Source organism: Rhodococcus koreensis, from assembly GCF_900105905.1.
GTDB classification, from domain to species: Bacteria; Actinomycetota; Actinomycetes; order Mycobacteriales; family Mycobacteriaceae; genus Rhodococcus_F; species Rhodococcus_F koreensis.
In genome coordinates, this window is sequence record NZ_FNSV01000004.1 from 251,106 (window position 1) to 263,677 (window position 12,572).

11 protein-coding genes are annotated in these 12,572 nt (G+C 64.1%); 9 read left to right on the forward strand and 2 right to left on the reverse strand.

What is annotated here, in order from left to right; genetic code table 11:
- Positions 1 to 13: 13 nt before the first annotated feature.
- Complete coding sequence (locus BLV94_RS03875; protein ID WP_072950938.1) at positions 14 to 640, forward strand: TetR/AcrR family transcriptional regulator; 627 nt, start codon at positions 14 to 16, stop codon at positions 638 to 640.
- On the opposite strand, the gene BLV94_RS03880 is transcribed toward BLV94_RS03875, so the two are convergent.
- On the reverse strand, positions 633 to 1,592 hold the full coding sequence (locus BLV94_RS03880; RefSeq protein WP_074933577.1) for an NAD(P)H-dependent flavin oxidoreductase: 960 nt from the start codon (positions 1,590 to 1,592) through the stop codon (positions 633 to 635). The genes BLV94_RS03875 and BLV94_RS03880 overlap by 8 nt on opposite strands.
- Before the next feature lie 163 nt (positions 1,593 to 1,755).
- On the opposite strand from BLV94_RS03880, the gene BLV94_RS03885 reads away from it, so the two are divergent.
- The 8 genes from BLV94_RS03885 (at position 1,756) to BLV94_RS03920 (ending at position 11,003) form a co-directional block, all read left to right on the forward strand.
- Positions 1,756 to 2,934 carry a TetR/AcrR family transcriptional regulator gene (locus BLV94_RS03885; protein WP_072949338.1) on the forward strand — a complete coding sequence of 393 codons (1,179 nt, stop codon included), beginning with the start codon at positions 1,756 to 1,758 and terminating at the stop codon, positions 2,932 to 2,934.
- Between the two features lie 262 nt (positions 2,935 to 3,196).
- Positions 3,197 to 4,309, forward strand: coding sequence for a LuxR C-terminal-related transcriptional regulator (locus tag BLV94_RS03890; RefSeq protein ID WP_072949339.1), 1,113 nt, complete (start codon positions 3,197 to 3,199; stop codon positions 4,307 to 4,309).
- On the forward strand, positions 4,306 to 5,502 hold the full coding sequence (locus BLV94_RS03895; protein WP_072949341.1) for a helix-turn-helix transcriptional regulator: 1,197 nt from the start codon (positions 4,306 to 4,308) through the stop codon (positions 5,500 to 5,502). The genes BLV94_RS03890 and BLV94_RS03895 overlap by 4 nt, the downstream gene beginning before the upstream one ends.
- A 322-nt stretch (positions 5,503 to 5,824) precedes the next feature.
- A complete protein-coding gene (locus tag BLV94_RS03900; protein WP_072949342.1) occupies positions 5,825 to 6,277 on the forward strand; it encodes a ketosteroid isomerase-related protein in 453 nt (150 codons plus the stop codon).
- A 33-nt stretch (positions 6,278 to 6,310) separates the two neighbouring features.
- Entirely contained in the window at positions 6,311 to 6,814 is a 504-nt protein-coding gene (locus tag BLV94_RS03905) for a ketosteroid isomerase-related protein (RefSeq protein WP_072949344.1), read from the forward strand.
- Positions 6,815 to 6,816: 2 nt separating this feature from the next.
- Positions 6,817 to 8,391, forward strand: coding sequence for an AMP-binding protein (locus BLV94_RS03910; protein ID WP_072949346.1), 1,575 nt, complete (start codon positions 6,817 to 6,819; stop codon positions 8,389 to 8,391).
- A gap of 63 nt (positions 8,392 to 8,454) precedes the next feature.
- Positions 8,455 to 9,954, forward strand: coding sequence for an aldehyde dehydrogenase family protein (locus BLV94_RS03915; protein ID WP_072949348.1), 1,500 nt, complete (start codon positions 8,455 to 8,457; stop codon positions 9,952 to 9,954).
- Positions 9,955 to 10,190: 236 nt separating this feature from the next.
- Positions 10,191 to 11,003: a hypothetical protein gene (locus BLV94_RS03920; RefSeq protein ID WP_143051327.1), complete on the forward strand. Its 813-nt coding sequence runs from the start codon at positions 10,191 to 10,193 to the stop codon at positions 11,001 to 11,003.
- Between the two features lie 944 nt (positions 11,004 to 11,947).
- Here BLV94_RS03920 and BLV94_RS03925 read toward each other — a convergent pair.
- Positions 11,948 to 12,550, reverse strand: coding sequence for a TetR/AcrR family transcriptional regulator (locus tag BLV94_RS03925; protein WP_072949352.1), 603 nt, complete (start codon positions 12,548 to 12,550; stop codon positions 11,948 to 11,950).
- Positions 12,551 to 12,572: the final 22 nt, after the last annotated feature.

The following is a 12,572-nucleotide window of genomic DNA, read 5'->3' on the forward strand; positions in this document are numbered from 1 at the left end:
TTTCTCCGAACGGATGGAGCTGATGTCGGTGTCGATCAGTGACGCCTCGGTCAAGCGCACCCAGCAAGAACGGCGGGCGATCACACGCAGGCAGATACTCGACGCCGCCGTTGCGGTGTTGTTCCGGGACGGCTACTCTGCCGCCACCACGTTGCGGATCCAACACGAGGCGGGGGTGTCCCGCGGCCGTCTCTTACAACAATTTCCCTCCCGCGAAGCGCTGCTCGTCGCCGCCGTCCAGCATCTCGCGACGGCGCGGATGGAGGACATGCGGCATCGCGAAGATTGGCCACACGACCCCACAGAGCGCATCGACTGGGCGATCGAGATCATGTGGCCCACCTTCCACCAGCCGTATTTCTGGGCCGCGACCGAGCTGTGGCTCGCCTCCCGCGCCAACGACAAGTTACGCGAAGCGCTGCTGCCGGAGGAGCGCCGGCTGGGCCACCTCGTGAGAGCAACGACCGACGCGTTCTTCGGCGGCGAGTTGTGCGCACGCCCGCGCTACGAGTTGGTACGCGAACAACTCAACACCTCGATGCGGGGTGCCGCACTGACCTATGCGCTCGATCCGCGCGATCCCGCCACCGACCCGCACCTGCACGAGTGGAAACTGATGGCGCGAGAACTGCTTACCTGACGGCCTGTACGGCGGAGCTATCCCGCGCCACCGATCTGGCGCGGGATTCCTCGTATTCCCGGGCGGTCTTCTCGATGAGCGCGGCGACCGAGAGGACCGCGTCCACCCCGGACACGCTGTGCCCACCACTCCACGCCGTGCGGTTGCTGAGCAATCGGTCCTGGCGGAAACCCTCGGATGCGGGATGCTCGGCCGCGGCAGCGTCTCCGGCCTGCCGATCGACCCAGCACTTGAGCAGGCTCGCCGGAATGCCACCTACCTGGGTCGAGAGCACGACGTCGTCGAGGCTCGCCTCGACCAGCGCCCGCCGATAGTCGTTGTCGGCCCGACTTTCGTCGGTGGCGATGAACTTCGTGCCCATGTACCCGAGGTCGGCGCCGAGAACCTGGGCGGCGTGCAACGCCACGCCGTCACTGATACCGCCGGCCAGAACGATGGTGCCGTCGAAGCGCTCGCGGACGGCGCGGACGAAGGAGAACGGGTTCGCCCAGCCCGTCTGGCCGCCGGCACCCGCGGTCAGGAGCACCAACCCGTCCACGCCCAAGGCGATGGCCCGGTCCGCATGCTGCAACGTCGCGACGTCGGCATAGACCTGGCATCCGATCGCGCGCAGGGGGGCAAGAACGGGCTCGGGGGACCCGACACTGGTGATGACGAGTTCTACGCCGTGATCCACCAGGCACGCGAGGTCTTCGCGCAGTCGCCGGTTCGATCGGTGCACCACGAGGTTCGGCGCAAAGGGCGCCGACCTCGGGACCTCGCTCAGGGCCGTCTCGATGCGGGTGAGCCAGTGGGCGAGTTCACCGGTGGTGGCCGCGTTGTGGGTGGGCACGGATCCCACGACGCCTTCGCGGCACGCCGCGATGACCAGATCGGGGCCGGATACCTCCGTCATCGGGGCGGCGATCAACGGAACGGTCAATCGATTCGCCAACGCTTCGGAAATGGACACGTCAACTCCTTGCGAGAACCACGAGAGGCAGGGTGCGCACCTAAGTAAATGCCGGAAAAGCGGCGATGACGCATGCTAGGTTGAAAATCAAGCTACAACCCCGGTAAGTAAATCTCAAGCCACATCGAATGCGTCGAAAGGGGCGGGAAGCATCGACGAACTAGTGCGCCCGAGGCGAGCTCGGCTCACCAGCACTCCGCGTCCCCGCAACCGCAGGGCCCAGATCCTGGTGGCCGCGAGCGCCCTGTTCTCCGAACGCGGCTACCACAATGTGAGCACCGAGGACATCGCCTCGTCCGTCGGGATCACCGCCGGGGCCTTGTACCGGCACTTTCGGAGTAAACAGGAATTGCTCGCCTGCACGGTGGCCGAGAGCTTCGATCAGGCGGGTGAGCTGCTGCTCTCACGCGGAATCGATGACCTCCCGGCGCTGCTGCACGGTCTGGCGGAAACGGCCGGCACTCGACGTGACCTCGGAGTTCTGTGGAATCGCGAGATTCGACACCTGCCACCGGAGCAGCACGCGTCCCTGCGTGGCCGATTGCATGATGTGGTGTCGCGTCTCTCCGCGGCGCTCGGCCATTCCGTGCCGGGGGCGGGCGCCGCTGACGCGGAACTGCTGGCGTGGTGCACTCTTGCGGTTCTGACCAGCCCGGGCTATCACCGCACCGAGATCCTGCCGGGCCGTTTGATCGACCTGCTCGCCACCATGTCCGTGGCCGTCAGCGCGGCGCCGCTGAACAGTACAGCTGAACCGGCCGCCGATCTTCCCGGACGGGGCGGCATGGCGCCGGCATCGCGCCGCGAGGCACTCCTGGGCGCGGCCGCCAGACTGTTCGGCGCGAAGGGATACCAAGCAGTCACGATGGACGAGATCGCAGCCGCTGTGCAGGTCCACAGCGCCAGCGTGTACCGGCACTTCGATACGAAGGCCGATCTCCTGGCCGCCGTGATCGACCGGGGCGCGGAACCGCTCCAGTTGGGGCTGTCGCAGGCACTGTTCTCCGCGGACACCTCCCAGGAGGCTCTGGACGCCGCGGTCGATGCGTACATCGCGTTCGCGATGATCCACCACGACCTGCTGGCCGTGCTGACCTGCGAGGTACTCAGCCTTCCACCGGCCAGACGACACGCTGTGCGCAGCGCGCAGCACGACTACGTCGGGCAGTGGTTCCAACTGCTGCAAGAATCCCGGCCCGAACTCGACGACACCGAGGTGCGATTTCGTGTTCACGCTGCGCTGACAATCGTCAACGATGTATCCCGGACGGTACGGTTGCGCTGCATGCCCAACGTGCAGGAACGTGTGCGCCTGGCCGCCCGCCGCGCATTGTATGGCTGACACTCACCGCCCCCATAGTTAAGGGCGATTCACTACCGATCGTGACCTCAACCCCGCACGATTTCAGCGCATACCCCCTGACAAGGCAGTTTTCGAGGTCACCGCGTTGACAATAGTGATGCGGGTCACCACAATGGCAGACGTAAGTAAATCGTGAGCCACGACATGGTGAATTGAAGGCAGGTGCAGTGCCGCAGCATCCCGAGGAGGACGTCGCCGATATGGCGGCAATGGATGCCCCGCACCCCGAGATGGAGGAACAGTGAATACTTCCGCCGCCCAGCCGTCCGTCGCCCACCGGCTGAGCGAGATGGCGGCCGCGATGCGAGAAATGGCGGGGGTGGAGGTCACCGAGACCCGAAACGCGGGTGACACGATCGATGAGACCGGTGCTTTGTCCGCCATTCTCGACGAGCTACACCACGCGCAGGGCGTCCTCTACGAGCAGGCCTGCCTGACTCCGCAGCGCGGTCTGGAACGCGTGCTCGGTTCGCTGGCCCGCCTGCGCTCGGCGGCGACCGGGCCCGGCCAGTTCTTCAGTAGTTCGGCCGAAGAACTGTGTACCGCAGGGGGATTCGACCGGGTTCTGGTCTCTCGCATCCAGGGTTCGATGTGGATTCCGCACACCCTGCACCTGGTCTCCGAGGCCATCTCCGCCGCGCTGCGCAACTATCTGAGCGATCTGGAGATCCCCTTGAGCGCGTCGCCGCTCGAGGCCGATGTCGTACGGCGCCGGATCCCGATGCTGGTGAGCGATGCCGGGGCAGAAACCCGGACGTATCGTCCGCTCATCAGGTTGTCGAGGACCACAAGCTATGTCGTTGCGCCGGTGGTGGTCGACGGAACAGTCGTCGCCCTGCTTCATGCCGACACCAATATCTCCGGGCGGGTGCTGACGTCCGCGGACCGTGACATCGTTCGGCTCTTCGCCGACGGGCTGGGACCGATCTACGAACGGATGGTGCTGACCGAGCGACTGCGTGAGCAGCGTGACCGGCTCGGTATGGTCTTCAGTGCCACGGAAGCGATGATCGACGACGTTCACGGTGGCCCGCTGACCCTCGACGCCCCCATCGGGATGTTGCCTCCGGCGGCTGTCGATCCTTCTCGCCGAGATCGTGGGGCGGCGGGCGGATCGTCGGAGGTGCGGGTCACGGGTCGGCCCGAACGGCACTTGACCGCACGCGAGATCGATGTGGTGGAACTGCTGTCGAAAGGCGCGTCGAACGCGGAAATCGCCGCCCAGCTCACCGTGTCCGAGAGCACCGTGAAATCCCACGTGAAACACATCTTCCGCAAGTTGGGTGCCACCAACAGGGCCAGCGCCATCGCGCGATACGGGAAGATGAAACGCTCGATGGGACGGACACTATGACACAGGCATTGATCGCAACGACGCAGCACCAGACTGCACGGGGATCCTTGCAGGGGTGGCGACGCAAAGACATCGAGCTGATCACTCGGCTGGAGGCCATCCGGGACGAGATCTTCGCTGATGTCGGTTCGACCACTCTTCCGGGGATCCGGCACGAGCGTCCCGCCCATTCCGCAGAGGCGATCTCAGTCCTGACGCATCACTGCGTCGACGAGCTGCGACGGGCCGCGGCAGCCGACACCGCCAAGGTGGAGCGACTGACCAAGACAGTCCTCGACCTGCAGCAGGTGGCGATGGATCTGTACCTGAACGAAATGGGCCGCAGGACCGAACGTCTGGCGGAGTGTTCGGCGGGACTCCACCGGTTGCGGACCGTCCCGAGCACCTCCGACCTCCTCGACCGCCTCTGTGAGGACGTGGCCGTTCGTTGCGGATTCCGGCGGGTGGTGTTGTCGCGGGTCGAGGCGGGAACCTGGAAACCGTGGAAGGCGTATCTGGGCGAGGGCGATGAATCGGACTCATGGTTCACCGACTGGATCGATCGCGGGATACCGTTCGACGAGCGGGCTCCTGAGGCGCGGCTGCTGACCGATCATCGGCCGGCGATCGTCTACGACACGGAAAACGCGCCGGTATACCGGCCGATCATCGTCGAGTCGGGTCGCTCACGCTCGTACGTGGTCTCCGCCCTGGTTCTCGACAACAACGTTGTCGGTTTGCTTCATGCCGACCACTTCCCGGTTCCGAGCCGGATCGACGAGATCGACCGCGACGTCCTGTGGGCCTTCACCGAAGGGGTCGGTTACATCTACGAGCGGACGTCGCTGATGGAACGGTTGCGCAGCCAACGCGACCAGATCAGGGAAATCCTCTCGTCGACGGTGGCGACGATGGACGAGCTGTGCGAATCGGGGATGGCCTCGGCCGGGCGGGCAGACTCCGATCCTGCTGGAGTCGACTCGTCGGCGGAGTTCGCCTCGCGTCCCAGCTTGGTCCCGCTCGCCGAATTCACCTCCCGCGAACAAGAGGTGTTCACATTGATGGCGGCGGGGGCGACCAACAACGACATCGCCGAGTCCCTCGTCATCACGGAGGGGACGGTGAAATCGCATGTCAAGCACATCCTGCGGAAGCTCGGTGCGACCAACCGTTCACAGGCCATTGCCTGGTCGATCGGCAACCGCATCGCGTAGTCGATTCGGCACCATCTCCTCAGCGTCACGCCGCCCGGCACTGTGCCGGGCGGCGGTTCTATTCTGGTGCCAAACCATGCTCCCCGGGTACGCCCGTTTCGGAAACTGACGACCGCTCGCAGCCGCGTCGGCATTCCGGACCGGAACAGCCGGCTCGGTGATCGACCGAGTATCCCCCTGTTGAGGGGTGGGTTTCCTCCCCAAGTAAGTCGCCGCCGGTGTGACCTACGCAATACCTTGATGGTGTTCCTGAAGTGAGCGGAGCACATCGATATTCGAGTATCCGCGGGGACTATGACAACCACCGAGGAGAGCGATATTCATGAGTCATTCCTTTGCTGTCAAGTGGCTGAAGGCCTTCCGTGAGAGCCCCGAAGCGGTCGTTGCGTTGTACGCCGACGACTTCCTCTTCGAGGATCCCATCCTCGGCCAGAAGATCACCGACAGGGACGAGCTCCTCCGTGTTTTTGCGCCGTACGCCAACAAGGACACCGAAAACGGCATCGGCATCAACAACTTTCGGATCGATGAGGTTGTCGGCGACGAGAAGTCGGCGATCTACCGGTGGACCTGGAAGGCGCCCACGGCGACCGCTTTCGTCGGCGTCCCGACGAACGGGAAGGTGCCCGGAGCGCGCGGACTGACGTTCCACATCTACAACGAAGCAGGCCTGATCACCCGGGAAGCGAGCCTGTGGGATGTCGCGACGGCAGCGGCGGATCTGGGACAGCCCATCGACCCGTCCAGCGTGACCAAGTCCGCTGTTCTCGTCTGACACCGAACCCTGCGAAAGGAAACTACGAGCATCATGAGTAAGCACGAAGAGCACGCCCGGCGCTGGATCACCGCGTTGACCACCGACACCGCGGCGGCGGTCGCCCTGTACGCCGACGACCTGGTCTACGACGACCACGCCGATTCCGACCACGTCACCGACACCGCCATCACCAAGGATGAGCTGGCGCCGAAGCTCGCCCCGTACGCGAACACCGACACCGCCAACGGTGTCGGCCTGCACTCCTTCGAGATCACCGACTCGTTCCCGGTGGCCGGCGTGGCCGGCAACCCGGCCGTGGTGATCCTGTGGAACTGGACGGGCACCGGTCTCGAGACCTACAAGGGCGTTCCGGCCCAGGGCAAGACGCTGTCCACCCGCGGCATCACCTGGCACCAGCTCGACAGCGACGGACAGATCGTCCGCGAAACGACGTACTGGAACGACACCCCTGTGCTGCAGGAACTCGGAATCCCGATCATCACGCCGGAGTACTGGGTCGAAGGATTCGACCCGTCCGTCCTCGTTGGATCCTGACCATGTGGGGGCCGTTGCCGGACGTGCTCGATCGGGCATGTACCTACTACAAGGACAAGGTCGCGATCGTCGATGGTGATCGTCGGGTGACCTATCGCGAGCTTCTCGACTGGCGCAACCAGGTAGCGAACGGACTCGTCTCTCTGGGGCTGCAGAAGGGCGAGCGCGTCGGCCTGCTGATGCCGAACTGCTTGGAATTCATTCCCACGCAGCACGGAATCTGGGCAGCCGGCGGGGTGTTGGTGCAGATGCCTACGCGTAATGCTGCCAACGCATTCCGGTCGAGTCTCTCCCAGACCGATGCCACCACGCTGATCTATCACGCCCAGTTCGACGCAGTCGTCGCCGAGATCAGAGGCGACCTGCCGAAGCTGCAGACCGTGATCCGGATCGGGAGCAGTCCGGCTTCGGCGCCCCCCGAGATCGGCGAAGTGTTCGGCTACGACGGACTCTTCCGATCGCAGCCGACGGTTCGTCCCGAGGTGGAGATCGACGTCCACGACGAGGCGTACGTCCTGTTCACCTCCGGGAGCACCGGGGACCCCAAGGGTGTGGTCAACTCGCACTTCACCTGGGGCCACTACAGCATCACCGCGGGTCTCGAGATCGGCGACATCGCCTGGGGTGAGGTCTTCGCGCACGGTGCGCCACTGACCCACTACACGCAGATCTTCGTCATGCCGACGTTCCTGCGGGGCGGCACCAACGTGATGCTGCCCGGGTTGGACGTGGACAAACTGCTCACCACCATCGATCAGGAGAAGGTGACCGCCACCGCCGTCGTTCCCACCATCATCTACCTGCTGCTCGACCATCCGCGCCGCGAAGCGCACGACCTGACTTCGCTGCGGACGATGATCTACGCGGGATCTCCCATCGCACCCGACCGGCTGCGTCAGGCGCTGGACGTGTTCGGCCCGATCTTCATCCAGGCCTATGCCGGGACCGAACCCGGGTACGTCTCCTGTCTGCGCAAAAACGAGCACCGCGTGGACAGCGAGGTGTGGATCAAACGGCTCGCCTCGGCCGGTCGGCCCCTGTTCCACGTCGACGTGACAATCCAGGACGAAGCGGATCAGGTGTTGCCGCTCGGCGAACCCGGCGAGATCGTGTCCCGCCAGCTCGGGCAGATGCTCAGCTACGTCGACGTCTCCCGCAACGCCGAGGCGCTGCGGGACGGCTGGGTGCACACCGGCGATATCGGTCGCCTCGACGAGGACGGGTTCCTCTACATCGTCGACCGCAAGAAGGACCTGGTGGTCACCGGCGGATTCAACGTGTTTCCGCGACAGGTTGAGGACGCCCTGGCCGGTCATGCCGCAGTTGCGCAGGCAGCAGTGATCGGAGTCCCCCACGAGAAGTGGGGCGAAGCGGTACATGCGGTCATCGTTCTCAAGAGCGGTGTCGCGGCAACCGAGCAGGAACTGATCGATCACGTCAAAAGGGAGATGGGCAGCGTCCACGCGCCCAAGACGGTGGCATTCGTCGACACCCTTCCGGTCAATCCGGCCGGAAAGATCGACAAGAAGTCGATCCGTGCCCCGTTCTGGGAAGGGCGGGCCCGCCAGATCAGCTGACCGTCGAAACCTTCGACACCGCATTGCTGTCGCTAGTCACATCAGAGAAAGAGGAGCACGCCGATGAGCGTCCCGCACTACTCGCTCTATATCAACGGCGAATGGGTTGATACCGGCGAGAACTACGAAATTCGCAGCCCTGCAACCGAAGAGCTCGTCGCCACCGTCGCCAAGGGCGGCGTGGCGCAGGTCGACCAGGCCGTCGCTGCGGCCAAGGCGGCGCACGAAGAGGGCACCTGGCGGCGCACCCCGCCCGCGCAACGAGCAGCCCTGCTCAACGATGTCGCCACGCGCCTCGGCGGCCGTATCGACGAGCTGGCCGCGCTCCAGACACGGGAGAACGGCGCCACCATCCGGATCACCGGGGCCCTGCATATCGGGTTGTCGATCGCTCAGATGCAGTACCTGGCCGACCAGGCCGCCACCTACGAGTTCGAGACGGCGGGTCCCGAGATCGGGCCAGTGCCGGCCGAAGGCCTCGTCCGGCGCGAGCCGCTGGGTGTGGTGGCGGCGATCGTGCCGTGGAACATTCCGCTGCTGGTCATCGTGTGGAAGATCGCCCCGGCCCTCGCCGCGGGTAACACGGTCGTCCTCAAGCCCGACGAGCACGCCCCCCTGGTCGCGCTCGAGCTGGCGAAGGAGTTCGAGGCGGCGGGCCTGCCGCCCGGCGTGCTCAACGTGGTGACCGGCGACGGCGAACCCACCGGCGCGTACCTCAGCGGTCACCCCGATGTCCGCAAGGTGGCCTTCACCGGTTCCACCGCGGTCGGCAAGAGCATCCTGCGTCAGTCGGCCGACACCGTGAAGCGAGTGACCCTCGAACTCGGAGGCAAGGGACCGAACATCATTCTCGACAGCGCCGACCTCGACACCGCGATCGACGGTGCGCTGTTCGCGGCCCTGGCCAACAACGGCCAGGCCTGTGAAGCCGGCACCCGACTGCTGATTCCGTCGAGCAACCGCGACGAGATCGTCTCGCGGCTGGTCGAGCGTGCCCGCACGCTGAAGGTCGGTGATCCACTCGACCCCGCGACCGGAGTCGGGCCGATCATCTCCAAGGTCCAGCATCAGCGGATCCTCGACTACTTCGCGATCGCCGAAACCGAGGGCGCCAAGGCCGTGATCGGCGGCGGCGTTCCCACCGGTCCCGGGTTCGACAAGGGCTACTGGATCGAACCGACGATCTTCGTCGGTGTAACCAACGATGCCAGGATCGCACGTGAAGAGGTGTTCGGACCGGTCCTGGTCGTGCTCACCTACGACTCGGTCGAGGAGGCGATCAAGATCGCCAACGACACCGATTACGGGCTGTCCGCCGGGGTTTGGGGCGATGAGGACCAGGCGATCGAGATCGCCCGCGAACTCGATGCCGGCATGGTGTGGATCAATGACTGGCACGTCATTCACCCCGCCTACCCGTTCGGTGGATTCAAGCAGAGCGGTCTGGGCCGTGAAGGTGGCCCCCACGCACTCGACGAGTACACCGAGGCGAAATTCATTTCGTTGAATCGCTCCCCGGGTCCGGAGGCGCGGGCCTTCGCGATCGTGATCGATCCGGTCTGACATTTTGCCCCTGCACGATTCATCCTCAAGGATCGTGCAGGGGCAACATTTCGTGGGAGTCCGGTGGGTTGAGTCGGTGAACCAACTCCCCAAAATGTCAGGACCTCCAGAGCGAGAAACCCGGACCACACGGCCCCAGAGCCGTCCCCATCACCCGGCCAGTATTGGATACCGGAGTTGGCCGAAATCGGGCGCTGGGAAGTTCAACCCGTCTACTTCACTTCCCGGAGGATTTGATGCCTACACCACCGTTCGATGCACCGCTGAATCTGGCGATGCAAACTGTTGCAACAATTGTCCTGTGGGCTCTCACGGCCGTGTTGTTGGCGTATGCGGTCCGGCAATCGGTGCGGGATCGGAGTGCCTTTCCGGTCGTGCTGGTCTTGGCTGTTGCCGTCGGCAGCATCATTGAACCGCTTTATGACATTTCCTATCATCTGCTGTGGCACATCCCCGGGCAGTGGACGCTGTTCACGTCGTTCGACCTGCCTCAGCCGGTATGGGTGATGCCTGCTTACGTAGTGGTGTTCGGCGCGCCGGCACTCTTCTTGTACAAGGCCTTCGCCGAGAAGGGGACCACCTTATCGACCGTATTCAAATTCGCGGGCTTTACAGCCTTCACGACGGCGGTATTCGAGATCACTGCGATCAACCTCGACCTCTACCAATACTATGGCGAACACCCCATGCGCTTCCTGGGCTACCCAATGTGGATCGCGTTTATGGAGGCCGCGCAGATAACCGGATTCGCTATCCTCGCCGCCGCCTTGGAGCGTCGGTCAACGCGGGAGTGGCACTGCCTTGCATTGTTTGTCATATTTCCGGCGAACTTCGCATTCGATACCCTCGGGGCGGGCTTCCCTACCATTATCACGATCAACGCCACCGACCCATCGACGTTGCTGATCTGGGTCACAGGGTTTATCAGCATCGCCTTCGCGGCAACCGCGTTGTGGTGGACATCGCAGCTCCTAGTGGCGCCGCAGCAACGACTTCCAATGAAGACGCCCGTCGACGCCGCACAAACCCAGGCGGAAGCCGTCTCTTAGCTCATTGCCATGAGCCTGATCGGGATGCCGGCGCACGGCCGGGAACTCGCTGGACGCCATTATGGCGGAGCGTTGTTATCTTTGTCGCAGTCGTCAGTCCAGACTGACGACTGTTGCGCCAGTGCAAGGCATGCCCCGGTGTGGCATGTCTCGGGACCGATTGGTGGTTTACTGCACTGGCGAAGATTGGTGCCTCTGCCCAACCGCTTTGACGCGGCGACGAGATGCAGTCCAGAATCTCACGGTTGTAAAGTCGGACATACTCGGGCAGAGTTTCCGAGATCTGACAATCAGTAACCGAGAGGACACGCCATCAGCTTCCTTTTGCCGATAGAATGATCCCGCACGCGATATCCCGCAGCCGATTCGGGCGCATAGCGAATAGCTCGTGTTATGCGAGTGCGACGATATTCGTCAGATTGCGCCAACCCAAAAAGCGCTGTACGCGTTCGCCGGTATCGAACTGCTGATCCTACATCTCCGAAATAATTGGTATGAACGGCAACGCCGCCATACCTACTGGAGACCGCACGTGTTCCGGATATTCGACTGCCCGTTGGCGCGTGAGGCCCTCGAGGCCGCTCAGGTTGTCGCCTTCACTGTCGGCGCCACCGTGCTAAGTCAGCGCATGTCGCACCCGGCCGGACTGCCCGGCAACGTCGTTCCCTTCCCATGCACTTTCGTGGGAGTGAAAAGTCGGCGCCAGGCTGGACGATGATCATTGCGCTGCACGACAGGAATTCGTCGATCTGACTCGTGGCGATCGGTTCGATTGCTACTGCCGCGGGGACTTTTCCGGCATCCGCGGTGCAGCACGTTTCGCTCCGAAACGCACAGCGGTAGACGATGTCGAGTCGGGACAGCGGCGGCGGTCCGGTTCGGCGGATCCACCAACGAGTCCTGCAGCGGTCATCCCGACACCCGCCGCAGGACTCGCTGTGGCGCTAGGTCGTCGTCGAACTCACGCCGAGGACCGCGAGTGCCGAATCGGCGAGAATCTCCCGGAGGCGGTCGATCGGTAGCCCGACACTGTGGAACAAGCTGGACTGAATCGCCCCGATCGCGGCGTGCACGACCGCCCGGGCTTCTCCGTCGTCGAGATCCGAGCGCAGTTCGTCGACCAGGTGTACCCACTCCTCGATGTAGAGTCGCTGCTTTCGGCGCAGGCGCCGGCGGTCGTCTTCGGGGAGGTTGTGGATTTCGTTGTGGTAGACCTGCGCGACCTCGCGTTTTCCCACGACAAACTCGATCTGTCCTGCGACCAGATCGCGTAGTGCCTGCTCGAGTCCTATACCGCTGTCGAGGGTGCGCTCCGCGTCTTCGAGGAGGCGGTCGATCGCGCTGTCGAAGAGTTCGACGAGGACGGCGGACTTGCTGTCGAAGTGCCGGTAGATCGCCGAGCCGGTGATCCCGGAGGCTGCACCGATGTCGGCCATCGACACGGAATTGAAGCCATTGCGCGCCACCAGGTCGGCCGCGGCGGCCAAGATCCTGTAGCGGCGCGCCGGGTCCCGTGTGCGTACCGGCCCGATTCTGTCCTCGATCATCCCACTACTCTCCACCATCGTC

Coding starts and splice junctions, on each gene's coding strand:
- BLV94_RS03925 (WP_072949352.1), bottom strand. CDS start 12,550: ATGATCGAGGACAGAATCGGGCCGGTACGCACACGGGACCCGGCGCGC.
- BLV94_RS03875 (WP_072950938.1), top strand. CDS start 14: ATGGAGCTGATGTCGGTGTCGATCAGTGACGCCTCGGTCAAGCGCACC.
- BLV94_RS03895 (WP_072949341.1), top strand. CDS start 4,306: ATGACACAGGCATTGATCGCAACGACGCAGCACCAGACTGCACGGGGA.
- BLV94_RS03920 (WP_143051327.1), top strand. CDS start 10,191: ATGCCTACACCACCGTTCGATGCACCGCTGAATCTGGCGATGCAAACT.
- BLV94_RS03915 (WP_072949348.1), top strand. CDS start 8,455: ATGAGCGTCCCGCACTACTCGCTCTATATCAACGGCGAATGGGTTGAT.
- BLV94_RS03905 (WP_072949344.1), top strand. CDS start 6,311: ATGAGTAAGCACGAAGAGCACGCCCGGCGCTGGATCACCGCGTTGACC.
- BLV94_RS03910 (WP_072949346.1), top strand. CDS start 6,817: ATGTGGGGGCCGTTGCCGGACGTGCTCGATCGGGCATGTACCTACTAC.
- BLV94_RS03900 (WP_072949342.1), top strand. CDS start 5,825: ATGAGTCATTCCTTTGCTGTCAAGTGGCTGAAGGCCTTCCGTGAGAGC.